The sequence below is a fragment of the uncultured Psychroserpens sp. genome, assembly GCF_947492715.1.
In the GTDB taxonomy this organism is placed as follows: Bacteria; Bacteroidota; Bacteroidia; order Flavobacteriales; family Flavobacteriaceae; genus Psychroserpens.
In genome coordinates this window covers 1,001,105-1,025,923 of record NZ_CANLNS010000001.1, presented here as the reverse complement: position 1 = coordinate 1,025,923, position 24,819 = coordinate 1,001,105, and the positions used below count along the sequence as shown (strand labels likewise).

23 protein-coding genes are annotated in these 24,819 nt (G+C 34.2%); 14 read left to right on the top strand and 9 right to left on the bottom strand.

Going from position 1 to position 24,819, the window contains the following annotated elements; genetic code table 11:
• Positions 1-16: 16 nt before the first annotated feature.
• The 6 genes from Q0787_RS04535 to Q0787_RS04510 are packed head-to-tail and all read left to right on the top strand — an operon-like array spanning position 17 to position 6,370.
• Positions 17-1,447: an oligosaccharide flippase family protein gene (locus tag Q0787_RS04535; protein WP_298901060.1), complete on the top strand. Its 1,431-nt coding sequence runs from the start codon at positions 17-19 to the stop codon at positions 1,445-1,447.
• Positions 1,448-1,476: 29 nt separating this feature from the next.
• On the top strand, positions 1,477-1,911 hold the full coding sequence (gene dut / locus Q0787_RS04530) for a dUTP diphosphatase (protein WP_298901059.1): 435 nt from the start codon (positions 1,477-1,479) through the stop codon (positions 1,909-1,911).
• A 45-nt stretch (positions 1,912-1,956) separates the two neighbouring features.
• Entirely contained in the window at positions 1,957-2,976 is a 1,020-nt protein-coding gene (locus Q0787_RS04525; RefSeq protein WP_298901058.1) for a sugar phosphate nucleotidyltransferase, read from the top strand.
• A 39-nt stretch (positions 2,977-3,015) separates the two neighbouring features.
• Positions 3,016-4,377 carry a tetratricopeptide repeat protein gene (locus Q0787_RS04520; RefSeq protein ID WP_298901057.1) on the top strand — a complete coding sequence of 454 codons (1,362 nt, stop codon included), beginning with the start codon at positions 3,016-3,018 and terminating at the stop codon, positions 4,375-4,377.
• A 3-nt stretch (positions 4,378-4,380) separates the two neighbouring features.
• Positions 4,381-5,163 carry a DUF4292 domain-containing protein gene (locus tag Q0787_RS04515; protein WP_298901056.1) on the top strand — a complete coding sequence of 261 codons (783 nt, stop codon included), beginning with the start codon at positions 4,381-4,383 and terminating at the stop codon, positions 5,161-5,163.
• A complete protein-coding gene (locus Q0787_RS04510) occupies positions 5,153-6,370 on the top strand; it encodes a peptidoglycan DD-metalloendopeptidase family protein (protein WP_298901055.1) in 1,218 nt (405 codons plus the stop codon). The genes Q0787_RS04515 and Q0787_RS04510 overlap by 11 nt, the downstream gene beginning before the upstream one ends.
• A 165-nt stretch (positions 6,371-6,535) precedes the next feature.
• Here Q0787_RS04510 and Q0787_RS04505 read toward each other — a convergent pair whose 3' ends face one another.
• From Q0787_RS04505 to Q0787_RS04495, 3 genes are all read right to left on the bottom strand, one after another.
• A complete protein-coding gene (locus Q0787_RS04505; RefSeq protein WP_298901054.1) occupies positions 6,536-6,748 on the bottom strand; it encodes a DUF6515 family protein in 213 nt (70 codons plus the stop codon).
• Positions 6,749-6,801: 53 nt separating this feature from the next.
• Positions 6,802-7,311 (bottom strand): acyl-CoA thioesterase, encoded by a 510-nt coding sequence (locus Q0787_RS04500; protein ID WP_298901053.1) that lies wholly within the window; start codon positions 7,309-7,311, stop codon positions 6,802-6,804.
• Positions 7,312-7,452: 141 nt separating this feature from the next.
• Positions 7,453-8,391 carry an SPOR domain-containing protein gene (locus tag Q0787_RS04495; RefSeq protein WP_298901052.1) on the bottom strand — a complete coding sequence of 313 codons (939 nt, stop codon included), beginning with the start codon at positions 8,389-8,391 and terminating at the stop codon, positions 7,453-7,455.
• 100 nt (positions 8,392-8,491) lie between these two features.
• Between Q0787_RS04495 and dprA the strand changes: the two genes are divergently transcribed.
• Positions 8,492-9,595 carry a DNA-processing protein DprA gene (dprA, locus tag Q0787_RS04490; RefSeq protein WP_298901050.1) on the top strand — a complete coding sequence of 368 codons (1,104 nt, stop codon included), beginning with the start codon at positions 8,492-8,494 and terminating at the stop codon, positions 9,593-9,595.
• Between the two features lie 273 nt (positions 9,596-9,868).
• On the opposite strand, the gene trpS is transcribed toward dprA, so the two are convergent.
• Complete coding sequence (gene trpS / locus Q0787_RS04485; protein WP_298901049.1) at positions 9,869-10,840, bottom strand: tryptophan--tRNA ligase; 972 nt, start codon at positions 10,838-10,840, stop codon at positions 9,869-9,871.
• Between the two features lie 135 nt (positions 10,841-10,975).
• Here trpS and Q0787_RS04480 point away from each other — a divergent pair, with 135 nt between their 5' ends.
• A complete protein-coding gene (locus Q0787_RS04480; RefSeq protein WP_298901048.1) occupies positions 10,976-11,713 on the top strand; it encodes a 1-acyl-sn-glycerol-3-phosphate acyltransferase in 738 nt (245 codons plus the stop codon).
• A 78-nt stretch (positions 11,714-11,791) separates the two neighbouring features.
• Here the strand turns inward: Q0787_RS04480 and Q0787_RS04475 are convergent, their stop codons facing one another.
• From Q0787_RS04475 to recA, 4 genes are all read right to left on the bottom strand, one after another.
• Positions 11,792-13,387, bottom strand: coding sequence for a hypothetical protein (locus Q0787_RS04475; protein ID WP_298901047.1), 1,596 nt, complete (start codon positions 13,385-13,387; stop codon positions 11,792-11,794).
• A complete protein-coding gene (locus tag Q0787_RS04470) occupies positions 13,387-13,929 on the bottom strand; it encodes an RNA polymerase sigma factor (RefSeq protein WP_298901046.1) in 543 nt (180 codons plus the stop codon). The genes Q0787_RS04475 and Q0787_RS04470 overlap by 1 nt, the downstream gene beginning before the upstream one ends.
• 21 nt (positions 13,930-13,950) lie before the next feature.
• On the bottom strand, positions 13,951-14,361 hold the full coding sequence (locus Q0787_RS04465; protein WP_298901045.1) for a hypothetical protein: 411 nt from the start codon (positions 14,359-14,361) through the stop codon (positions 13,951-13,953).
• Positions 14,362-14,489: 128 nt separating this feature from the next.
• On the bottom strand, positions 14,490-15,488 hold the full coding sequence (recA, locus tag Q0787_RS04460) for a recombinase RecA (protein ID WP_298901044.1): 999 nt from the start codon (positions 15,486-15,488) through the stop codon (positions 14,490-14,492).
• 448 nt (positions 15,489-15,936) lie between these two features.
• On the opposite strand from recA, the gene Q0787_RS04455 reads away from it, so the two are divergent.
• The 6 genes from Q0787_RS04455 (at position 15,937) to Q0787_RS04430 (ending at position 22,623) form a co-directional block, all read left to right on the top strand.
• On the top strand, positions 15,937-17,001 hold the full coding sequence (locus Q0787_RS04455; protein WP_298901043.1) for a rhodanese-related sulfurtransferase: 1,065 nt from the start codon (positions 15,937-15,939) through the stop codon (positions 16,999-17,001).
• Positions 17,002-17,153: 152 nt separating this feature from the next.
• Entirely contained in the window at positions 17,154-18,329 is a 1,176-nt protein-coding gene (gene ricT / locus Q0787_RS04450; RefSeq protein WP_298901042.1) for a regulatory iron-sulfur-containing complex subunit RicT, read from the top strand.
• Positions 18,316-18,819, top strand: a complete 504-nt coding sequence (locus Q0787_RS04445) for a gliding motility lipoprotein GldH (protein WP_298901041.1) — start codon at positions 18,316-18,318, stop codon at positions 18,817-18,819. Before ricT ends, Q0787_RS04445 begins: the two co-directional genes overlap by 14 nt.
• Positions 18,820-18,821: 2 nt before the next feature.
• A complete protein-coding gene (locus Q0787_RS04440) occupies positions 18,822-21,179 on the top strand; it encodes a transglycosylase domain-containing protein (protein ID WP_298901040.1) in 2,358 nt (785 codons plus the stop codon).
• A gap of 86 nt (positions 21,180-21,265) precedes the next feature.
• Positions 21,266-21,967, top strand: coding sequence for a CoA transferase subunit A (locus tag Q0787_RS04435; protein ID WP_298901039.1), 702 nt, complete (start codon positions 21,266-21,268; stop codon positions 21,965-21,967).
• Between the two features lie 2 nt (positions 21,968-21,969).
• Entirely contained in the window at positions 21,970-22,623 is a 654-nt protein-coding gene (locus Q0787_RS04430; RefSeq protein WP_298901038.1) for a CoA transferase subunit B, read from the top strand.
• A gap of 386 nt (positions 22,624-23,009) precedes the next feature.
• Here the strand turns inward: Q0787_RS04430 and Q0787_RS04425 are convergent, their stop codons facing one another.
• Positions 23,010-24,701, bottom strand: a complete 1,692-nt coding sequence (locus Q0787_RS04425) for an ABC transporter ATP-binding protein (RefSeq protein ID WP_298901037.1) — start codon at positions 24,699-24,701, stop codon at positions 23,010-23,012.
• Positions 24,702-24,819: the final 118 nt, after the last annotated feature.

Genomic DNA, 24,819 nt, shown 5'->3' with positions numbered 1-24,819 from the left:
GAACAAATTAAAACTTTTGAGCGTACTAAAAACTTTTTTAAAAGATACTGTTATCTATGGTTTGGCAATTGTGTTGCCACGACTCATTAACTTCTTATTAGTACGATTACATACAGACGTATTGCCTAATGAAGACTATTCTGAAAACACAGAGTTTTATGTAGTTGCTGCTTTTTTCAATGTCATTCTAACCTACGGCATGGAAACTTCTTTTTTTAGATTTTTTAGTAGGAACAAGGATAAAAACAAAGTGTTATCAACGGCAATGATTACGATTGTCTTGAGTACTTTGTTTTTTGGAACCCTCTTGTTTTTGTTTCGAATACCAATTTCAGAAACCTTAAGAATCAATACTGATTTTTATACTTTACTTGTTGGAATTACACTCATTGACACCTTAATTGTGATTCCGTTTGCTTACTTGAGAGTTACTGGTAGACCAATTAGGTTTGCCTTAATTAAGTTAATTAACGTGCTTATAATTGTAGCACTAAATGTGCTTTTACTATCCAAATCTTTCGGATTAAAAGGTCTAAAAAACGTATTTAATGTAAATAATGATGTAGAATATATTTTTATTGCAAACCTTATTGCTAGTGCTGTAGTTTTAATTTTAGTATCGCCTTATTTCTTTAAAACAAAGCTTCAATTTGACACTAGTATATTAAAACAATTGCTCAATTATGGTTGGCCAATAATGGTTGCAGGTCTAGCATTTGTAATCAACGAAAATTTAGATAAATGGTTGTTACCAGAATTAGAAGGAGAATTTATAAATGGGGCTTATAGTGCTTGTTATAAACTAGCCGTGTTTATGACACTCTTTATTCAGGCATTTAGAATGGGAGCTGAACCTTTTTTCTTTAATCATGCGGATAAAGAAAATGCTCAACAGACCTACGCCACAATATTGAAGTATTTTACTATTGTTGGCGCCATTGGTTTAATGATTGTAGTGGTGTATATCGACCTATTGCGACCAATTTTCATAAAAAAAGAAAGCTATTTATTAGCATTAGATATTGTGCCTATTGTATTACTCGCAAACCTTTGTTTAGGGATTTATCACAACCTTTCCATTTGGTACAAACTAACAGATAGAACCCGTTTTGGAATGTATATTTCGTTGATTGGAGCGGCGATTACTATAGCATTTAATCTAATATTTATTCCTAAAATTGGTTTTATGGCCAGTGCTTATGCAACACTTATGGCCTACGGATTGATGATGCTAATATCTTACCTATTGGGTAGAAAGTATTACCCTGTTCCATATGATATTAGCCGCATAGGTATTTACCTCATAATAAGTGCTGGATTAAGTTTTATAACTTATTACTATTTTGATAGAGATATTTTACTAGGAACTGTATTTTTGTTACTTTACTTAGCCTTAATCGTCTTTTTAGAGAGAAAGGAGTTAAAGTTATTACTTAAAAGAAGCTAGAATTTTTTACATCTGAAATATTTGAAAGCATGCACATAAAGATTATTAATAAATCTAATCACGATTTACCACATTACGAAACTATTGCATCGGCCGGAATGGACTTGCGCGCCAATCTATCTGAACCTAGGATATTAAAACCTTTAGAGCGAAGTGTCGTTGGTACAGGGTTATTTATTGAGCTCCCAATTGGTTATGAAGCTCAGGTAAGACCTAGAAGTGGTTTAGCGGCTAAAAAGGGAATAACTGTTCTTAATGCACCTGGAACAGTTGATGCAGATTATAGAGGTGAAATAGGGGTAATCTTGGTAAATTTATCTAGTGAAGATTTTGTTATAAACAATGGAGAACGTATCGCGCAACTAGTAATCGCTAAGCACGAAAGAGCAGATTGGATAGAAGTTGATGAGCTTTCAGAAACCTCTAGAGGCGAAGGCGGATTTGGAAGCACTGGAGTAAAGTAAAAAACAATCAATTAAAAAATAGATGGCCTAAAAAGGCATAATAATATGAAAATAATAGTACCAATGGCAGGTCGAGGCTCTCGACTAAGACCACATAGTTTAACAGTACCAAAACCACTTATCCCTGTTGCAGGTCAGCCAATAGTTCATCGTTTAGTTAAAGACATTGCGAAAGTTCTAAAACAACCTATTGAAGAAATTGCTTTTGTATTAGGAGACCCGGCTTGGTTTGGTGATGATGTTGTTGATAGTTTAAAAGAACTTGCAACAAGTTTGGGAGCAAGACCATCTATTTACCGCCAAGACCAACCTTTGGGAACAGGCCATGCCATTATGTGTGCAAAACCATCACTGTCTGGTCCTGCAGTAGTGGCTTACGCAGATACACTTATTCGTGCCGAATTTGACTTAGATCCAAGTGCAGATAGTGTGATTTGGACTAAAAAAGTAGCCAACCCAGAAGCATATGGGGTAGTTAAACTTAATACCAATGAAGAGATTATTGAACTCGTTGAAAAACCTGAAACTTTTGTTAGCGACCAAGCCGTTATAGGGATATACTATTTCAAAGATGTTGAAGTTTTAAAAGATAAATTACAAGAAGTTCTTGATGAAAACGTTATGAATGGAGGCGAATACCAAATAAACGATGGTATAAAGCGTATGATGGCAGATGGAAGAGTTTTTAAAACAGGAACCGTTGACGAATGGATGGATTGTGGAAATAAGACGGTAACTCTAGAAACCAATGCTAAAATGCTAGGCTTTTTAAAGACCGATGGTGAAGAACAAATGATTGCTAACTCTGTTAAAAATAATAACTCAAACATAATTGAGCCTTGTTATATTGGTGAGAATGTAGTATTAGATAATGCAACGGTTGGACCTAATGTATCTATTGGTAACAATTGCGTGATTTCTGATTCAAGCGTTAAAAATAGCTTAATTCAAAACCATACTAGTATTAAAAACGCTAATTTAGACAATGCTATGATTGGAAATCATGTTGTCTATGATGGTGGCTTTAAGGCTATTAGTATTGGAGATTATTCTATTTTGGAATAATTGTTGAACACTAGTCAACCATAGCGAATACCCTTTAAAATGAAAACTAAATTATATATCCTGCTTCTAGTCTTCGGAATGTTCCTATTTCCTAGGATTACACTTGCGCAAGTTGATTTCAACAAGCGTCCTGACGATGATTTAGGAAATGTAGAAGATAAGTTTCAAGAATATTTCTTTGAAGCTCTAAAACAAAAGGGAATTGAGAACTATCAAAAATCGGCAGATGCTCTTCTTAAATGTATCGAACTTAAAGATAGCGACCCTGTATTATATTTCGAATTAGGAAAAAACTACAAAGCCCTTAAGAATTTTGGAGCAGCAGAAGATGCCTTAAAAAAAGCAGTGTCTAAATCTCCCGATAACGAATGGTTTTTAGACGAATTATATGACGTTTATATCCAACAAAATGAAATGAACAAAGCTTTAAAAACTGTAAAGCAATTAGTGAGATTTCATCCAGATTATAAGCAAGACTTGGCGTCACTCTATATTCGCGTTAAAAAATATAAAGATGCTTTAAAATTGCTCGACGAAATGGACGAGCAATTGGGTTATAGTCAAGATAGAGATTACCTCCGAAATCAAATTTATAACATCACAGGAAATGATGAAGATCGGATTGAAAACTTAGAAGAACGAGTAAAGAGTAATCCTGAAGACGAATCAAATTACTTAAGACTCATTTTTAGATATAGCGAAACGGGTGAAACAAAAAAAGCATTTGATGCAGCAAAACGTTTGCAAAACATTAATCCTGAATCACAATTAGTGCACTTAGCCTTATATAAATTCTACTTAGATGAAGGTGATACTACTAGCGCTATAAACTCTATTAAAGTTGTTTTAACAAGTCCAGATATAAAGGCTGATGCCAAAACAAAAGTGCTTAACGATTTTGTGAAATTTGTAGGTCAAAACCCCGAATATGAATCAGATTTGGTTGAAATCACCACACTTGTAAGCGAAGATAAAAGCGTGAAAACTCTTTTAGAGCTTGGAGCATATTATCTAAAGTCTAACGATAAAGAAAAGGCGCTAGGTTATTACTTAGAAGCATTGAAACAGGAACCTAATGATTTTAAAATTATTAGAGATGTATTACTGCTTCAGGTGGATTTAAATAAAAATGCCGAAGCCGCAAAAAAAAGTATGGAAGCCCTTGATATATTTCCGGCACAACCTGTCCTATATTTAATTAATGGTGTCGCTAATAACAAAATTAACAAACCAGAAAAGGCAATTGAAAGCTTAGAAATGGGAATTGACTACGTTGTAGAAAACCCAAAAATGGAAGCCGATTTCTACAAACAATTAAGTGAAGCGTATAAACAGATTAATAATATTACCCAATCTGAGACGTTTGCTAAAAAGGCTGCAGCCTTATTGAAAGATCAATAATATATGAAGATATTAAAAATCAGTTTACTTTGTTTATTTGTAACGTTTGGAACCTCTTGTAAATCGACACGGAGTGTTGTAGCATCTGGAAAAGTAGATTCTAATCTATCTGCAAAACAACTTATTAAAGAAAATGGAAAGCGTGACGCTAGATTTAAAACGCTTCAAGCTAAGGTTAAAATTGATATTATTCAAGACCTTAAAGAGTCTTCTTATACAGTGAATCTTAGAATGGAAAAAGATAAAACCATTTGGATAAGCGCCACCTTAGGCTTAGCAAGAGCAATGATTACACCTAATAATGTGAAGTTTTATGATAAAATAAACAATCAATATTTTGATGGAGATTATGAGTTGTTAAGCAATCTTTTAGGTATAGAACTCAACTACGATAAAGTTCAAAGTTTATTGATAGGAGAACCACTGTACGATTTAAATGATGATAAGTATATCATCTCTACCAATGAAGCATCGTATATATTACAGCCAAAAAATCAAGACCTATTTTTAGAGTTGTTTTTGTTGTTTAACCCCTCTCATTTTAAAATGGATTCTCAACAACTATTGCAACCATCAAAAAAACGTTTTTTGCAAATTGACTATTTAGGGTATCAGGAAGTAGACAAAGAAATCCTGCCTCAAAATATGAAGATAATAGCTGTTGAAGATACTGAAGAATTGAATATCGTCATGGAATATAAATCGGTTTCGGTAAACGAAGAGGTGAGGTTTCCATTCAAAATCCCTTCAGGTTTTGATGAAATTGTATTAGAAAATGCGAAATAAATCATTATACATATGTGTTGTTTGTTTACTACTCAATTGTTTTTTTGTAGCAGCTCAGAGTGACAAGCAAAAAGCCTTAGAAGCTAAACGTGTTAAATTTCAGAATGAATTAAAACAACTAAATGCTTTATTGTTTTCGAACAAGAAAGAGGAAAAATCTGTGATTTCTTTAGTGGAAGATTTAAATCATAAAGTTAGTGTTAGACGAAATTTGATTAAAGTTACTAATGATCAGGCTAATTTATTAACGCGAGAAATTAATGCCAATCAGAATGAAATTTCTAGTTTAAGAGATCAATTAACAACATTGAAAAAGGAGTATGCCGATATGATTGTAAAATCATACAAAAACAAATCGGAACAGAGTAGGGTGATGTTTTTGTTGTCTTCAGAAAATTTTAGACAAGCCTACAAACGTTTACAGTATATAAAACAATATGCAGATTATCAAAAAGAACAAGGCGACCTAATAAAAGCAAAAACCCAAAAATTACAAGAATTAAATACCGATTTATTACGTCAAAAAAAGGATAAAGATCAACTCGTTGCTGAAAACAGGCTTGCTAAAAAAGAACTTGAAAAAGAGTTAAAAGAACAGGAAAAACTTATGTCGACTATTCGCAAAAGCATGAGTTCTTATACCACTAAAATTAAGAGGAAACAACAGGAAATTAATGAAATAGATAGAGAGATTAACCGCATTATTAGAGAGGAAATCGCTAAGTCGAATAGAAAAGCTGGAAAATCATCATCATCAAAAGGATTTGCTTTAACACCAGAAGCCAAGCTTATTGCTAAAAACTTTGCATCAAACAAAGGGAAATTGCCATGGCCTGTAGAAAGAGGTGTCGTGAATTTGAAATATGGAACACAACGCTCTCCCATAGATCCCACAATAGAAATTAAAAGTACTGGTGTTAGGATTGCCACTGGACGAAATGCTCAAGTAAAAGCAGTTTTTAATGGTGAGGTGTCAAGAATTATTGTGGTTAAAAACGGAAACCCTATTATTATGCTTAGACATGGTAATTACATTACTATTTATAGAAACCTATCAAAGATATATGTTAAGAAGGGAGAAAAGGTAACTACAAACCAAGTCATAGGAGAAGTATTTACAAATGCTGAAGGAGAAACAGTATTAAGTTTTGCCATTTTTAAAGACTCAAAACCTCAAAATCCAGCGCATTGGATTTACAAAATGTAGCCGCATTTTGAAACATAACTTTTAGGATTTACAAAATGTAGTAACATTTTGAAACATAACTTTAGGATTTACAAAATGTAGCCGCATTTTGAAACATAACTTTAGGATTTACAAAATGTAATTTAGAAGTCATTCTAAACGTGTTTAATGTTTCAGTAATACGATTTATACTCTTACAATAACATAACCTCTTCTCGTTTTTTTGTAGTGTTTACCATTCCAGAAGTAGTATCGTTTTCCTTTAACTCTTACTATTTTATAGTGTTTTGGCGGAGTTTTTACAACCGTTACTGTTGCAGGTTTAGCTACAACGCGTGTGGCACAAGATGATAAACTTAAAAGGCAGGCAACCGAAAAAATAAGGACTAAAGTTCTCATAGTATTTAAGATTTGATTCTACTATAAGACCTATACAAGAGTTAAAGGTTTAATTACACAAACAGAGCTTTTAGTTCTGTAGCATCACTAGGTTTCATTTTTCCGGCAACCACTAGACTTAATTGTTTACGACGCAAAGCAGCATCATAGCGTTCTTTTTCTAGCTTAGTTTCGGCAATAAGTTGAGGTACTTTTACTGGTCTGCCTGTCTCGTCAACAGCTACAAAAGTGTAAATAGCTTCATTAGCTTTAATGCATTCACCAGATTCTCTATCTTCAATCCATACATCAAGATACACTTCCATAGAGCTTGTGAATGCTCTAGAGACCTTAGCTTCAATAGTAACGACGCTCCCTAAAGGAATAGACCTGTTAAAAGCAACATGATTTACAGATGCAGTAACCACAATACGTCTACTATGACGACGAGCAGCAATACTGGCAGCACGATCCATACGTGCTAAAAGTTCACCTCCAAAAAGATTATTTATAGGATTGGTTTCACTTGGAAGTACCAAATCGGTCATGATGGTTTTAGACTGAAAAGCTGTTCTTGGCTCCATTAAAATAAACGTTTAATTTCCTGCAAAGGTAAGATGAATTTAAATCTTAACTAAGTGATTTTATGAAATTATAAGGAAATATAAAAGTGTTACCTAAAACGTTGTTTAGGTAACCAATTATAATGGGCTTTTATTGGTGAATTAGTCTAATGCTTTTACTAATAACCACGCATCACTATTGTGCGTGCGCTTAATGGTTCTCAAGGCTTTTAAGGCTTCAATTCTATCGGTAAAACTAGAATATACAACTTCATGAAGTCCGTAACGGTTTACCCCAATTTTACGAGCTTTAAACCCTTTGTCTCTAAGTTGCTGTACTTTTTTATCAGAATTGGCTTCAACCCGAAACGCTCCAGCAACAATATGATAGTTTCCAGAAGGCTTCTCTACATTAAGTGTTGCAGCAGGCAAAGGGCTATCAATGATAAACGTACCCTCTTGTACTCTAATGTCCATCTGTTGATTGGCCTCTTCCTGAGCCATTTGGTTATGTTCATCAATCTGATTTACATAATAGTTGGAAGCCGTAAAACCTCCAAAGGTTAAGGCAATTAACGCTACTGCAGCATATTTAAGATATGGTCTGGTTTTACGAGTTTCTGGAGTTATGGTTAATGGTATAGCCTCTTCAAGTTCTTCAACATGCTCTTTATAGACTTCTCTTGTAATGTCTGAAGCTGTAAATTGAGATAATCCAAAAGCGTCAGTGAGATAATTAATATGAAGTGAAGGTTCAAAATTAATTTTTCCTTCAGTGTTTAAAACGAGGTCTCCAATATTATGTAAGGCAATAGTTTCTCCCTCAACTAAATATGACTTGATTGCTTTTACCTGTTTAACTACTTTTTCTACAGCAACCGCATAAGGAATCTTTTCAATTTCAGCAATATAATTAGCCAATAGCCCATCGTTATTTTGCAACTGTTCGTTAAACGATAATGCTTTTTTAGGTGGATAAAAGGCGTTGGTTGTTTCGTGTACTTTTGCCGAAACACGATGTGTTAAAAACGCACCAAATTGTGGTACTATAACACAATCATATCTATATAATAAATCGCTGATGTAAGTCTCTAATTGCATAAAAACAAAGTTAAAAATTTTTAAATGCGAATAAAACTTCCGAATAAGTATTTATTAACAAGTAAAATTTTGTTTCTTGCATATAGAAAATATACTATACATGACAAATCAAGATTTGATATATATACTTGCCTTGCAACATGTTCCTAAAATTGGAGATGTAACTGCCAAAAAACTGATAAGTCATTGTGGTTCTGCTGAAGCCGTTTTAAAAGAGAAGAAGACCAATCTCCTTAAAATAGACGGTATCGGTCTTACGATGATTAAAAACCTTTGCGCATCCAAACATTTAAAAGCTGCTGAGACCGAATTACAATTTATTAAGGATAATGACATCACATGTCTATATTTTACTGATGACGATTATCCAACGAAATTAAAACATTGCATTGATGGTCCAATGGTATTATTTCAATCTGGAAATATCAATCTACAAAAACGACGACTTATTAGTATTGTTGGTACTCGAAAAATTACGAGTTATGGTGTGAGTTTTTGTGAAAAACTTATTGATCAACTCGCTGCTTTTGATCCTGTCATCGTATCTGGCTTTGCCTACGGAACAGATATCACAGCGCATAAATTGGCCATAAAACACAAACTCCAAACCATTGGATGTTTGGCGCATGGGCTGAATCAAATCTATCCTAAATCGCACAAAAAGTACGTGACAGATGTTAATCGAAATGGTGGATTTCTTACAGACTTTTGGAGCACATCAAGTTTTGATCGCAATAATTTTCTAAAACGAAACCGAATTATTGCTGGCATTAGCGAGGCTACTATTGTGATAGAATCTGCATCAAAAGGAGGGAGCCTCGTTACAGCAGATATTGCTAATTCTTATAATCGCGATGTCTTTGCCGTTCCTGGTCGAGCAACAGACAATCAAAGCATTGGTTGTAATAATTTGATTAAAACTCAACAAGCTCATCTATTATCTAACCCTTTAGATATTGCTTATATGCTTAATTGGCAATTAGAAGATTTTAAAAAACCAGTAATACAAAAACGACTGTTTGTAGAATTAACTTCGGAAGAAAAAGTGATCTATAATTTCCTTAAAGAAAACGATAAGCAGTTATTAGATGTCATTGCTTTAGAATGCCAAATGCCCATTTTCAAGGCTGCTAGTATTTTATTGACCATGGAATTAAAAGGCATTACGAGGCCATTACCAGGAAAGTTGTTTGAACTGGTTTAGTGGTTTTATTCGGCATCCTGAAGCCTCTTAAAAAAATGTTGAATCGACTTAATGATAAAAGAGCATATCAGAAGATCTAATAAAATGACCGTAAGAATTAGTGTCTCGTCTTTTATGTCATGCAAAAAATCGAATAGTGTTAGGAACTCAGTAATTGGGCGAATTAAAAAGAAAAATAAAACATACACCAAAACCAATCTAACATAACCTTTTAGCCATAAAAGAAAAGATCGTATCATACCTAATTAGTATGAAATAGGATTCAAATGTTACCTAGTATCCAACCTTTTCGCGTACTCGCTTTAAAACGTCATTAGCAACCGCTTTAGCTTTTTCGGCACCAACGGCTAGAGCATCATCTACTTCGTTGAGGTTGGCCATATAATGATTGTAACGTTCACGCTGTGTAGAAAACTTTTCTATGATTAATTCAAATAGCGCTTGTTTAGCATGGCCGTAACCATAACCACCATTCTCATAATTAGCTTTCATAGTTTTAATCTTGTCTTCAGAAGCTAATAAGGCATATAAAGCGAAACAGTTACACGTTTTCCAATCTTTAGGATCTTCAAGAGGAGTACTGTCGGTTTCTATCGACATAATTTGCTTGCGCAATTTTTTCTCAGGTAAGAAGATATTTATAATATTTCCTTTACTCTTACTCATTTTCGCGCCATCAGTTCCCGGAACGAGCATGGTATTTTTATGAACTTTTCCTTCTGGTAAAACAAACGTTTCACCTCCCATTTTAGCATGAAAACGAGAAGCAACATCACGTGTCATTTCTATATGTTGCAGCTGATCTTTTCCAACAGGGATAATTTCAGAATCATACAAGAGAATATCGGCAGCCATCAACATTGGGTAGGTGAATAATCCAGCATTCACATCTTCCAAGCGGTCTGATTTATCTTTAAAACTATGAGCTAAGGTTAAACGTTGGAAAGGGAAGAAACAACTTAAATACCATGATAACTCAGTAACCTGAGGAATATCACTTTGTCTATAAAAGACCGTATTATTAATGTCTAATCCAAATGCTAACCATGTTGCGGCCGTTGAATATGTGTTTTGACGAAGTGTTTCTGCATCTTTTATTTGCGTTAACGAGTGCATGTCTGCGATAAACAGAAACGAATCATTTGTATCGTCATTTGCCATCTCTATTGCAGGTATAATAGCGCCTAGTATATTACCTAAGTGTGGTGTTCCTGTACTTTGTATTCCTGTAAGTATTCTTGCCATATTTACGTTCCGCCTTTCGGCTCCGCTTAAGATAGACTCCAGCGGAAATCTGTTTTAATAAATTAAACTTATATCGTCAGCAAAGGTATTTTTTTTAATTAAATAGCTCAAAACAATTGTGTACTTTTGGCGCATATGAAGTTTTTTAAGTACATATTTTGGTTATTATACCGCATTTGGTTCTATATTTTAGTGGCTTTACCCATTGTTGTACTCTTACCAATTTTAATACTTTCTATTTTAAAAGAGTCATGGTATCCCTTCTTTTTTAAACTTGCTCGTTTTTGGGCGCGTTTCATTTTAATTGGTATGGGTTTTCGTGTTAAGATAGAGCGAGAGCAAACGCCCGAACCTGAAAAAAGCTATATGTTTATTGCCAATCATACATCTATGACTGATATCATGTTGATGCTTGTGACTGTAAAGAACCCTTTTGTATTTGTAGGGAAAAAAGAGCTAGCAAAAATCCCATTATTTGGATTCTTTTATAAACGAACAAGTATTTTAGTAGATAGAAGTAGTGCTAAAAGTAGGCAAACGGTGTTTCTAAGAGCACAGCGACGACTCAAACAAGGGATGAGCATTTGTATCTTTCCTGAAGGAGGAGTACCTGACGAAGATGTGATCTTAGATGATTTTAAAGATGGTGCTTTTAGAATGGCAATTAACCATCATATTCCTATTGTTCCAATTACTTTTGGGGATAACAAAAAGCGATTTTCATATACTTTTTTTAGTGGAAGCCCTGGAAAAATGCGTGCAAAAATTCATAAGTTTATTTCAACCGAAGGATTAACTATAGAAGACACTAAAGGTGTTAATAAAGAAGCGCGGAACTTATTGTTACAGCAATTAGACCTATATAACGGTTAAAAAAAGCTGCCCTTGGCACAGAGCAGCTTTTCGTCATCATTGCGAAGTTTGCAATAACTATCTAACCAACTAAAAAACCTAAAACTTAAAACTAAGTCCTGTATAAACACCAATGAAGAACGGTTGGAAATCACCAGACGTATCATTAAAGGTGTTAATTTGATACTTGAACGTAGGTTCAAGATTAAATCGTAATTGTTTTGAAATGTTATAGTTCACTCCAATTCCAAAATTGGCACTATAACTCATATCGTTAATATTTGTAGCTTCACCTAAAAATGCTCTATCGCCATTATTTTGAACCGAGTATATTTCATTATTACTCAAAAACAGCGTACTAAACCCTCCAATAAGGTTTAAGCCTATTTTTTTATCTATTAGGCTGTACTCAACTTCTATTGGTACTTCAATAAAACCAAGCTGTTGGTCTATTGAGCCTTGTTCTTTTGTAAATAGAATCTCAGGACCAGTTGTATAGCTTATACTATTGGCACTAATAAATGTGGTGGTAGAATCATGAAGCTTAATATTTTGCAATTGCCTCGTATTATTACCAGAGCTTGTAGGTCTTGTAAATGCCACAACATTATTTGTAGTATACCCAAGATCTACCTTATTAATACCAGCTCTAATTTTTAATTTTTTATTAATAGCATAACTTCCTTTAACACCATAACTTACATTAACATCGCCTTCTTTGGTGTTGTTAATGAATTGATCGTCAATTGGAGATCCTTTCCCTAGAGTATTAAAATAAACAGGTGCTACATTAGGAGCAACACTCCAGCGTTTTAGAAGCTCTTCTGGTTCTTCGGTTTCATCTTTATTTTTTTCGGCTTCTGCAATGGCTGTTTCAATATCATTTTCTTTTTTAATTGCGTCTTTTGATTTTGATGTATCTATAGCTAATGCCGCATTTTCTTTATCAGGAGTCGAAGAAGTTACTTGAGTTTCTTTAGATTTTTTGATGTCATTTATGAGTTTGTCAATTTCAGATTTCTCCTTGTTAACAGGGTTTAAATCATTGTCTTTGTTTAATTTAGAATCGTTTGAGGTATTGGCTACAGCTTCTTTGTTTGTGTTAACAGTGGTTGCTGTCTTTGTTTTATTTTTCTGAGGAAGTTGGTTGTTATTTTTATTTGCAACGGCATGTTCTTTCAAAGATTTGTTTTTTATTAGCGATTTATCTTTAAATGATGATGTCTTCTTTTTTTCTTTTGAAGAGACTACTGTCGTTTTGTTATTTGAATCTTCTGAATTTGTTAAATCGTTGTTTGAATTGTCGGTGATACTACTGTGGTCATCATTTTTAGAATTATGATTATCTACAATTGGCGTATCGTCTAAATCTTTAGATGTATTTAAGTCTGAAGATTTTGTGTTACCTGTATCGTTAGTATCATTGCTAGTATCGTTACTTGACTTATTTGTATCAACAACTTCTTGCTCGATAGCACTGTCATTAGGACTAAACAATTTTTGTCCTACGGTAAATAATAAAAGTAACGCAGCGGCAACACCTGCTATTTTCCACCAGATAGGAATAACACGACGCTTGCGCTTGTCTTTATGGAGCTCACGCTCTATATTTTCCCAGACAGCATCATTAGGAGCAACCTCAAAATCTTTGAGTTGCTCTTTAAAGAGTTTGTCTATGTTTTTCTTTTCACTCATTATAAACTTTGCGAATTGGGTTTCGCTTTGTATTGTTCTATTTTATCTTTTAAAATCAATCTAGCTCTAGCTAAATTTGATTTTGATGTTCCTGTCGAAATATCTAACATGTTCGCAATTTCCTTATGCGAATAATCGTCTAAGGCATATAAATTAAATACCAATCGATAACGATCAGGTAATTCTTGAATAATGTTTAGCAAAAAATCAATGCTAATATCATCATCATCTACATCAACGCTTACATCTTCAATTCGATCTTCATTAATAATGTCAAAAACACCAGCACTTCTATACCTTTGTAATGCAGTGTTAATCGTTATTCGTTTCATCCAACCTTCTAAAGAGCCTTTGTTTTTAAACTGATCTATTTTTTTAAAAACCGTAATGTATGCATCCTGCAAATTGTCTTCTGCCTCGGCATAGTTACGTGAATACTTCAAGCAAATCGAAAACAGTTTACTCGCATATAGCTTATATAGTTGACTTTGTGCTTGAGCATCATTTTTTTTACATCGCTCTATGAGTTGTTCTAAACTCAAATGGTTAGGTTTATTTAGTTTTTATTCTTCTACTGGAACTTCTACAATCAAATAGGTGTCAAGACCACTACTAGAATCTTCGCCTTGCCAAAACCTAAATGTATATATGCCTGTATTTGTTACTTTAAAATTAAAAGAAACTTCTTCCTCTTCATTAAGTTCAGTACATCCATTATCAGGAAATACTGCAGTAACTATTGCAATATCCCGTTGATTTAAATCACTTTCATAAAACAAGTTGTTGTACACGTGGCAATCTGTTGGCTTTATATAAGTCAACAAAATTTCATAGGTTTCACCAAATTGAAATGTTTCAGGCATATCCACAGATTCAACAGGCAAGGCTTCATAATAAAAATTTGGGTTGTCGTCTGAAATCTCACAAGAGAACAACGAAAACATCAAAAAGCTTAATAAAATTATCTTTTTCATATTCATTTTAAATTTAGAAATACGTATCGATTTCTATTAATAGATGCACAACATAGCAAAAGGTTGCGTCTAAAAACAAAAAAAAATCCCAAAAAGAGGGATTTTTTTATTTTATATGTGATTATTGCCTAAGAATTAATGCTTTCTCGAACTTTATCTTCTAGCTCTTCCATTAATTCTGGATTATCTTTTATTAATGCTTTTACAGCATCTCTTCCTTGACCTAACTTGGTGTCTCCATAGCTAAACCATGATCCGCTCTTTTTTATAATTTCGAGATCTACAGCAATATCTAATATTTCTCCCACTTTAGAAATTCCTTCACCATACATGATATCAAATTCACACATTTTAAAAGGAGGAGCTACTTTGTTTTTTACAACTTTTACTCTAGTCTTGTTTCCAGCAACATTTCCGTCAGATTCTTTAATTTGTGTTGATCGTCTAATATCTAAACGTACAGAAGCGTAGAACTTTAATGCATTACCACCAGTTGTTGTTTCAGGGTTTCCGAACATAACACCAATTTTTTCACGCAATTGGTTAATAAAGATTACTGTACAATTCGTTTTGCTAATAGAACCTGTTAATTTTCTTAGGGCTTGAGACATTAATCGAGCGTGCAATCCCATTTTTGAATCTCCCATTTCGCCTTCAATCTCACTTTTAGGTGTTAAGGCCGCTACAGAATCTATAACCACAATATCAATTGCACCAGAACGGATAAGATTATCTGCAATTTCTAGAGCTTGCTCTCCATTGTCAGGTTGAGAAATAATTAAATTATCAATATCTACATTCAAGTTTTCGGCATATGTTCTGTCAAAGGCGTGTTCTGCATCAATAAAAGCAGCAATACCTCCAGCTTTTTGTGCCTCAGCAATAGCGTGTAATGTTAATGTTGTTTTACCTGATGATTCTGGGCCATATATTTCTATAACGCGTCCTCGAGGATAACCACCAACACCTAAAGCAATATCTAAACCTAAAGATCCAGAAGAAATCGAATCTACATCTATGACTGCTTGGTCACTCATCTTCATAACGGTACCCTTTCCGTATGCCTTGTCTAGTTTGTCTAATGTTAGTTTTAATGCCTTTAATTTTGCTTCTTTTTCACTGCTCATTGATCTGAATATTTTTAATGAATACTATTTTGATAGCGGAAAGCTAAAATACAACATCTTTTAATTTTTTTTAGGGTTATGACGCAACCTTTTTAAAGTTTTTGCATCTACTAATTGAGATTGGGAAATCTTGCTATGATAACCAAGCCTTAAATGGCTTATCCAAAATTCAATTCTTACAGAGGAATGAGATTTTTTAGAAAAATTATTTTTAACAACGCATTAGGTGTTTCAGTTACTGTCCATGTAAACAGTAATTGTAAAGCCGATGGAGGCTAACTCGTATTAGTTTTAAGATGAACATTTTAAAATATTAATAACGAGTTAGTCCTCAAAAAAGCCCTTTAGAAAGTCTAAAGGGCTTTTTTATTACAAGCATTTGATATTCTTTGAAAAAGAATATCTTTGCATTTTAAAATAATCTTTTTAACCTTAAAATTAGTATAGCATGCAACTGTACAATAACTTAAGTGCTAAGGAAAGAGCCGAACTTATTGAAAAAGCGGGAAAAGAACGCTTAACAATCTCTTTCTACAAGTACGCCAAAATTGGCAATACCGAAATTTTCAGAAATCATTTGTTTTTAGCGTGGGACGAACAAGATGTCCTAGGTAGAATATACGTGGCTCATGAAGGAATTAATGCCCAACTTTCTGTTCCAGCAGAAAACTTTGAAACATTTAAAAATCACTTAGATACTATTACATTTTTAGAAAATGTAAGATTAAACATTGCTGTTGAGCATGATAATTTTGCATTTTTAAAACTGAAAGTTAAAGTGCGTAAAAAAATAGTGGCAGACGGATTGAACGACGATACGTTTGATGTGACAAATAAAGGGGTTCATGTAGGTGCCGAACAATTCAACAATCTTATTGAAGATCCCAATACTGTTTTGGTAGATATGCGCAACCACTATGAAAGTGAAATAGGGCATTTTAAGAACGCTATTACTCCAGATGTTGATACGTTTAGAGAGTCGTTAGATTTAATAGAAGAAGACTTAAAGGAACATAAAGAAGACAAGAATTTAGTGATGTATTGCACTGGAGGGATTCGTTGTGAGAAAGCGAGTGCATACTATAAACATAAAGGATTTAAAAATGTATTCCAGCTGGAAGGCGGAATTATTAACTACGTGAGGCAGGTTGAAGCCAATGACTTAGAGAATAAGTTTTTAGGTAAGAATTTTGTTTTCGATCAAAGACGATCTGAACGCATAAGTGAAGACGTTATTGCCAATTGTCATCAGTGCGGCCAACCTGCAGATATGCATACGAATTGTGCTAATGAAGCTTGTCATCTTTTATTTATTCAATGCGCATCTTGCAAAGAGCACATGGAGAATTGCTGTTCGACCGCATGTATGGAAGTAAATAGACTTCCTTATGATGAACAAAAAGCGCTAAGAAAGGGGCAAGGAAATAGCAATGACATATTTAAAAAAGGTAGAGCAGATCACCTGCCTTATAAAAAGGATTTGAGAAATATTTTCGATTCATTTTCGAAATAATTAATAGACCTAAGTATCCTTCTGATTTTATAAAAGTAGCAGCTAGATATGCATTTATTTTACTTAATAAATAATAGTATCTTTACATTTCAAAATAAATACTAATTGTCATTCGACAACTATTTGAGTTGCCGAATTATATATAAAATTTCATGAGTTGTAACAGTTGCTCAACTGGAAAAGACGGACAACCAAAAGGATGTAAAAACAATGGAACTTGCGGTACAGATAGCTGCAACAAACTAACTGTTTTTGATTGGTTGGCCAATATGTCATTACCACAAGGACAAGAGCCTTTTAAGGGTATAGAAGTGCGTTTTAAAAATGGACGTAAACAATACTATAAAAACACAGAAAACCTCACACTTAGTATTGGAGATATTGTAGCTACGCAAGCCAAATCTGGTCATGATATCGGGATGGTGACTCTTACAGGAGAATTGGTAAGAGTTCAAATGAAACGTAAAAAAATCAATATTGATGACGAAGAAAATGTCTTAAAAATTTACCGTAAGGCAAGTCAGAAAGATATTGATATTTGGTCTTCTGCAAGAGATAAAGAAGAACCAATGAAAGTCAAGGCAAGGCAATTTGCTATTGATTTAAAACTTCAAATGAAAATCTCCGATATTGAATATCAAGGAGATGCTAGCAAGGCAACATTTTATTATACAGCCGAAGAGCGAGTAGATTTTAGAGAATTAATTAAAGTATTTGCGCGTGAATTTAGAACGCGTATTGAGATGAAACAAGTAGGTTTTCGCCAAGAAGCCGCAAGACTTGGAGGTATTGGTTCTTGTGGTAGAGAATTATGTTGTTCTACTTGGCTTACCGATTTTAGATCTGTAAGTACATCTGCAGCGCGATACCAACAACTTTCTTTAAACCCGCTTAAACTAGCTGGACAATGTGGGAAACTGAAGTGCTGCTTAAATTATGAACTCGATGCTTATTTAGATGCTCTGAAGGCTTTCCCAAAAACCGAAACACGATTATATACCGAAAAAGGTAAAGCAGTTTGTCAAAAAACAGACATCTTTAAAGGTCATATGTGGTATGCCTATGAAGGAGAATGGATGAATTGGCATAAATTAACTACAGAACAAGCGAATGAAATAATTGAGAAGAACAAGCGTAAAGAAAAAGTGGCGAGCCTAGAAGAATACGCTTCTGAACTTATTGAAAATACTAAAACAGAGTTTGAAAACGTTGTTGGTCAAGATAGTTTAACGCGTTTTGATAATCCAAAACGTAAAAACAAACGTAGAAATAATAAAGGGAAGCAAAGACGTCGTAATAAATCGAAAAATAACAATGCAAAAAAATAAGTATTGGTTCATTGGTTTACTCATTGTAATTATTACAGTGTCTTGTGACGCTAATAGAGTGTTTGATGAGTACAAATCTGTTCCAGACCAATGGGATAAGAATAATGTTATTGAGTTCAAAGTAACTCCGCCAGATTCTACTAGTAATTACAACTTATTTGTTAACCTAAGAAATACAGAAGATTTTAAATACAGCAATTTATTTCTGATTGTAGAACTTAACTATCCTAATGGAAAGACCTTAGTCGATACATTAGAATACGCAATGACAAATCCAGATGGCACCTTTTTAGGTACGGGATTTACAGACGTAAAAGAAAATAAATTGTGGTACAAAGGACATAAAACTCCTTTTGTTTTTAATGAACAAGGAGAGTATACAATCAATATACAACAAGCCATGAGACAAAATGGTAGTGTTGATGGTATTGATAAATTGGAAGGCATCACAGATGTTGGTTTTAGAATAGAGCATGCGCAAACACCTTGATTATGGCAAAGAAAACGACAGCAAAAAAGAAATCTACAAATAATTCAACTCAAGATTTTTCAAAATATGTTCGACGATTTTGGATGATTTTTACTGGAGGTGTTATCGCTTTTTTTTCCATGTTTTTACTAGCATCATGGGGACTTTTAGGCGATATGCCAGACCATACCATTCTTGAGAACCCTAAAACATTTTTAGCAACTGAAATTATTTCATCAGATAATAAGACTTTGGGAAAATTCTATTTAGATGATAATAGAACTCCTGTAGATTATGATGAATTACCTAAAAATTTGGTTGATGCTTTAGTCGCTACAGAAGATATTAGATATTATGATCACGCCGGAATTGATGTTCGAGGAACGCTAAGAGCAATATCAAAATTAGGAAGAGGAGGAGGAGCTAGTACTGTGTCTCAACAATTGGCAAAACAACTTTTTACAAAACAAGTTTCATCTAACAAATTTCAAAGAATCTTTCAAAAAGTTAGAGAGTGGGTAATTGCCATTCGTTTAGAACGCCAGTACACCAAAGAAGAAATTATAGCGATGTATTTTAATATTTATGACTTTGGAAATAATGCAGATGGTATTAGAAGCGCTTCTCGGATTTACTTTGGAAAAGAGCCTAAAGACCTCGACTTAAAAGAATCGGCAATGCTGGTAGGAATGTTTAAAAACTCATCTTTATACAATCCAATACCATCGCGTAATCCTGTTGGAGTAAAGAATAGACGTAATGTTGTTCTAGCTCAAATGTATAAGTACGAGTACATTTCCGAAGCCTTAAAAGATAGCTTACAGGCTAGAGAATTAGACTTAAATTTTTCGCCGGAAACGCATCGTGAAGGAACAGCAACTTATTTTAGAGCTTATTTAGATAAGTTTATGAAAGAATGGATAAAAAACAATCCAAAGCCAGATGGCTCAAAGTATAATTTGTATAATGACGGACTCAAGATTTTCACAACTATTGATTCGCGAATGCAAAAGTATGCCGAAGATGCTGTAGCTCTTCATATGCCTAGACTTCAGGCCGAATTTGATAATCAAAACACACCTGATCGAAATAAAACAGCGCCTTTTTTAGAATTGGATAAAGACGAGATAGAAGATTTAATGAACCGAAGCATGTCAAGGTCAGAACGTTGGCGTGTTATGAAGGCAAATGGTAAATCGGAAAAGGAGATCAGAGATTCGTTTTATAAGCCTGCTCAAATGAGCATATTTGCATGGAAAGACGGCAAGCCTAGTGAAATAGATACCGTTATGAAACCTATCGATTCTATGCGTTATTATAAGTCATTCTTGCAACCAGGAATGATGTCTATGGATCCACAAACAGGACATGTTAAAGCATGGGTTGGAGGAATGAATTATAGACATTTTCAGTATGATCATGTGAAACAAGGTAAACGGCAAGTGGGATCTACGTTTAAACCATTTGTATATGCTACAGCCATAGATCAGTTACATTTATCGCCTTGCGATACAATTCCAAGACAACAGATTACTATTGAAGCTAATAAATATGGAAACCCAGAGCCTTGGACTGCGAAAAACTCAGATGGACGCTATGACGGTTTCTTGTCTCTAAAAGATGCTTTGGCCAATTCTGTTAATACAGCAACAGCACGCTTGATGGATAAAGTTGGACCAGAACCTGTGATTGATATGGCTCGAAATTTAGGCGTAGATTCAGATATCCCTCCTGTGCCAGCTATTGCCTTGGGGACACCAGATATTAGCGTCTATGAAATGGTAGCTGCTTACTCTACTTTTGCTAATAAAGGAGTTTATAACAAACCAGTTATGGTAACGCGTATAGAAGATAAAAATGGCACAATATTGTATCAATTTACCCCAGAAACTAAAGACGTCTTAAGTGCAGAAGTGGCATATACAACGGTAAACTTAATGGAAGGGGTTGTACAGTCTGGTTCTGGAAGCAGATTAAGAGGTAGCTGGAGAGCAAATCAAACATTATATAAAGAAATAATTACGGGATATCCTTACGAGCTTACTAATCCAATAGCAGGTAAAACAGGAACAACTCAGAACCAAAGTGACGGTTGGTTTATGGGAATGGTTCCAAATTTAGTTACAGGTGTTTGGGTTGGTGCCGAAGATAGAGCAGCACATTTTAAGACCATTGCTTATGGTCAAGGGGCTTCAATGGCACTTCCAATTTGGGGATTATACATGAAGGCGTGCTACGCAGATAAAGACCTAGGCATTTCTAAAGAGAGTTTTGAAAAGCCAGCAGACCTTTCAATAGAAGTAGATTGTAGCAAATGGAAAGGCAATGATGGTGAAGGGAAAGACCCATCAGACGAATTGGAAGATGTGCTCGATTTTTAAAGCACAATTTTATTATAAAATCACAAGCCATTCATTTTTGAATGGCTTTTTTATTTTGTAATTTTCCAATGCTAAATTAAAGACAAATGATTAGTAAAAAAGTAGCTAATGTTCAAGAAGCATTACAAGGTGTTTCAGATAATATGACCTTTATGTTTGGTGGTTTTGGGCTATCAGGAATACCAGAAAATTCTATTGCAGAATTGGTGCGTTTAGGCGTTAAAGGACTTAAATGTATCTCTAATAATGCTGGTGTTGATGATTTTGGACTGGGATTATTGTTACAAGGAAAGCAAATAGATAAAATGACCTCTTCGTATGTAGGAGAAAATGATGAGTTTGAAAGACAAATGTTGTCTGGTGAATTGGAAGTAGAGTTAATTCCTCAAGGAACGTTAGCCGAGCGTTGTAGAGCTGCACAAGCAGGCTTTCCAGCAGTATATACACCTGCTGGTTATGGAACGGAAGTTGCCGATGGAAAAGAAACCAGAGAATTTGATGGTAAAATGTATGTTTTAGAGTATGCATTTAAAGCCGATTTTGCTTTTGTAAAAGCTTGGAAAGGTGACGAAGCAGGTAACCTTATTTTTAAAGGAACTGCCAGAAATTTTAATCCAAATATGTGTGGTGCTGCAAAAATTACTGTAGCTGAGGTTGAGGAACTTGTTCCTGTTGGAACTTTAGATCCAAACCAAATACATATTCCAGGCATATTTGTAAAACGTATCTTTCAAGGAGCACGTTATGAAAAACGAATTGAACAAAGAACTGTTAGACAAAGAGATTAATTATGTTAGATAAAAACGGAATCGCAAAACGCATTGCCAAAGAAGTTCAGGATGGATACTACGTTAATCTTGGTATAGGCATCCCAACATTGGTAGCCAATTATGTTCGCGATGATATAGAAGTAGAGTTTCAAAGTGAAAACGGCGTACTAGGAATGGGACCTTTTCCTTTTGAAGGAGAGGAAGATGCCGATATTATTAATGCAGGAAAGCAAACAATTACAACATTACCTGGAGCTAGTTTTTTCGATTCAGCTACGAGTTTTTCAATGATAAGAGGGCAGCATGTAGATTTAACCATTTTAGGAGCTATGGAAGTAGCTGAAAATGGAGATATTGCTAATTGGAAAATCCCAGGGAAGATGGTAAAAGGTATGGGAGGCGCAATGGATTTAGTTGCAAGTGCCGAAAATATTATTGTTGCCATGATGCATACCAATAGAGCAGGTGCGTCAAAACTATTGAAGCGTTGCTCATTGCCATTAACGGGAGTTGGTTGTGTTAAGAAAGTGGTAACTAATCTTGCTGTTATGGAAGTAACAAATGAGGGGTTTAAACTTTTAGAGCGTGCTCCAGGTGTATCTGTTGAAGATATTGAAAGCGCCACCGAAGGCACTTTAATTATTGATGGCGATATTCCTGAGATGATATTATAAAATTAGCAATTACTAAAAAATTTAAGCCACTTATGTAAGTGGCTTTTTTGTTTTCATAAGAAATATTTGCTTTAAAAAATGTAAGATTTTTCTGCTTATCACTTTGTAAATGTTAAAAAACAATGCATTTCATCGATTTTTTATGTGTTTTAACTGATTAATTGAAAATAAGTTTCATATTAGCAAAACCAAATCGAAACAACCAAATTTACAATTAACCAATATTTATGATTTGCCCCAAATCTATCATAAATTTTAACTGAATGAACTTTTTTGCCCCAAATCTACCAAAACCTACACCTACTGAAAACAAGTTTACAGCTGGTTTTCAAAACACTCTAAGATTGCTCAAAAACATCTTAACCCTAACTAAAAAAATATTCATGCTATAATCCTTTCGGGATAGCATGAATAAGTTTTTTAGTGTATTCCTTTTTTGGATTGCTATAAATAATATCGGCATCATCCATTTCCTCAATTTCACCTTTATTCATAACCACTAGTTGATCTGACATGTATTTAACCACTGCTAAATCATGAGATATAAAAATATAGGTGAACCCATAATTTTGCTTTAACGTATTTAATAAGTTTAGTACTTGCGCCTGAACAGAAATATCTAGTGCAGAAACAGACTCGTCACAAATAATGAGCTGAGGTTCTAAGGCTATAGCTCTAGCAATACCAATACGCTGTCGTTGCCCGCCTGAAAATTCATGTGGATAGCGATTAAAATAACTATCATCTAACCCTACTTTCAAAAGTAATTCTAGAACCTTAGCTTTTCTATCGTTATCATTGCTTCCAATATCATGAACTTTCATAGGCTCCATGATAGCATTACCCACAGTAAGCCTAGGATTTAGTGATGCATAAGGATCTTGAAATATAATTTGAATATCTTTTCGAAGCTGTCGCATCTTCGACTCTGAAAGCGTCGTAATGTCGTTACCTTTATAGATAATGGATCCAGCTGTCGCTGGATTCAACTGTAAAATAGCATTTGAAAGTGTAGATTTTCCACATCCAGATTCACCAACTAGGCCTAGCGTTTCTCCTTTATATAACTTAAAAGATACTTGGTTAACTGCTTTAAATACACTTGGTTTTGAAAACCAACCTGATTTTGAAAGGAACTCTTTTTCAAGATTAATAACTTCCAAAAGAGGAGGTCTACTGTAAATCTTTTTATGATTTTGAGCTCTTTCCTCCGAAGTTATAATTTCAGAATTTTGCGAATCATTCATGAAATCATCAATTGTTGGTAGTTGTTTTAACCTGTCGTCCATAGAGGGCCTCGAATTAATCAAGGCTTTAGTATATAATTCCTTTGGAGATTTAAAAATTTGCGAGACTGTACCTTGTTCTACAATATCACCTTTATACATAACAGCAATACGATCTGCAATTTCCGAAACCAAGGACAAATCGTGAGAAATAAAAATAATACTCATTTGCTCTTCTTTCTGAAGTTGTTTGAGAAGCGTTATAATGTCTTTTTGTACCGTAACATCTAATGCTGTTGTAGGCTCATCGGCAATTAAGATCTTGGGTTTACAAGCAATAGCCATGGCTATCATAACGCGCTGTTTTTGTCCACCCGAAATTTCATGAGGATAAGCACCATAAACACGCTTAGCTAAGGGTAACTTTACTTTTTCAAAAAGCGATAATGTTTCTGCTGTGGCTTCAGATTTTGATAGGCTTGTATGTTGAAGCAGTATTTCAAGAACTTGTTTTCCACACGTCATAGAAGGGTTTAGAGAACTCATTGGTTCTTGAAAGATCATCGCAATCTCTTTTCCTCTTATGTGTTGCAGTGCCTTCTGGCTTAAGGTTGTTAAGTTACGACCATTAAATTCAATACTACCTTGAGTTATTTTTGAAATGGTCTTTGGTAGTAAACCTAAAATAGCCATGGATGATACAGATTTTCCAGAACCAGACTCTCCTACAATTCCTAAAATTTCATTTGGATATAATTGATAAGAGATATTGTGAATTATTTTGTTCTCTGTGCCTTCAGAAAAAAAAGAAACAGACAAATTCTTTATATCAAGTAATTTAGGATTCTCCATAGGTAAATGTAGTCATTTTCTGGTACTAATTTACGGAAAAACCGTAACCAAAAAATATATGGTTGCGCTTCAACGAAAACGTTATCGTTAAATTTTGATATTAACAAAATTTTAATAC

Excerpts from the sequence above, each read along its gene's own strand:
- Q0787_RS04445 (WP_298901041.1), top strand. The coding sequence starts at position 18,316 with ATGCAAAAAAATAAGTATTGGTTCATTGGTTTACTCATTGTAATTATT.
- Q0787_RS04465 (WP_298901045.1), bottom strand. The coding sequence starts at position 14,361 with ATGAAAAAGATAATTTTATTAAGCTTTTTGATGTTTTCGTTGTTCTCT.
- Q0787_RS04455 (WP_298901043.1), top strand. The coding sequence starts at position 15,937 with ATGCAACTGTACAATAACTTAAGTGCTAAGGAAAGAGCCGAACTTATT.
- dut (WP_298901059.1), top strand. The coding sequence starts at position 1,477 with ATGCACATAAAGATTATTAATAAATCTAATCACGATTTACCACATTAC.
- ricT (WP_298901042.1), top strand. The coding sequence starts at position 17,154 with ATGAGTTGTAACAGTTGCTCAACTGGAAAAGACGGACAACCAAAAGGA.
- Q0787_RS04435 (WP_298901039.1), top strand. The coding sequence starts at position 21,266 with ATGATTAGTAAAAAAGTAGCTAATGTTCAAGAAGCATTACAAGGTGTT.
- Q0787_RS04495 (WP_298901052.1), bottom strand. The coding sequence starts at position 8,391 with ATGCAATTAGAGACTTACATCAGCGATTTATTATATAGATATGATTGT.
- Q0787_RS04440 (WP_298901040.1), top strand. The coding sequence starts at position 18,822 with ATGGCAAAGAAAACGACAGCAAAAAAGAAATCTACAAATAATTCAACT.
- Q0787_RS04520 (WP_298901057.1), top strand. The coding sequence starts at position 3,016 with ATGAAAACTAAATTATATATCCTGCTTCTAGTCTTCGGAATGTTCCTA.
- trpS (WP_298901049.1), bottom strand. The coding sequence starts at position 10,840 with ATGGCAAGAATACTTACAGGAATACAAAGTACAGGAACACCACACTTA.
- Q0787_RS04505 (WP_298901054.1), bottom strand. The coding sequence starts at position 6,748 with ATGAGAACTTTAGTCCTTATTTTTTCGGTTGCCTGCCTTTTAAGTTTA.
- Q0787_RS04500 (WP_298901053.1), bottom strand. The coding sequence starts at position 7,311 with ATGGAGCCAAGAACAGCTTTTCAGTCTAAAACCATCATGACCGATTTG.
- Q0787_RS04430 (WP_298901038.1), top strand. The coding sequence starts at position 21,970 with ATGTTAGATAAAAACGGAATCGCAAAACGCATTGCCAAAGAAGTTCAG.
- Q0787_RS04480 (WP_298901048.1), top strand. The coding sequence starts at position 10,976 with ATGAAGTTTTTTAAGTACATATTTTGGTTATTATACCGCATTTGGTTC.
- Q0787_RS04525 (WP_298901058.1), top strand. The coding sequence starts at position 1,957 with ATGAAAATAATAGTACCAATGGCAGGTCGAGGCTCTCGACTAAGACCA.
- recA (WP_298901044.1), bottom strand. The coding sequence starts at position 15,488 with ATGAGCAGTGAAAAAGAAGCAAAATTAAAGGCATTAAAACTAACATTA.
- Q0787_RS04425 (WP_298901037.1), bottom strand. The coding sequence starts at position 24,701 with ATGGAGAATCCTAAATTACTTGATATAAAGAATTTGTCTGTTTCTTTT.
- Q0787_RS04515 (WP_298901056.1), top strand. The coding sequence starts at position 4,381 with ATGAAGATATTAAAAATCAGTTTACTTTGTTTATTTGTAACGTTTGGA.
- dprA (WP_298901050.1), top strand. The coding sequence starts at position 8,492 with ATGACAAATCAAGATTTGATATATATACTTGCCTTGCAACATGTTCCT.
- Q0787_RS04475 (WP_298901047.1), bottom strand. The coding sequence starts at position 13,387 with ATGAGTGAAAAGAAAAACATAGACAAACTCTTTAAAGAGCAACTCAAA.
- Q0787_RS04510 (WP_298901055.1), top strand. The coding sequence starts at position 5,153 with ATGCGAAATAAATCATTATACATATGTGTTGTTTGTTTACTACTCAAT.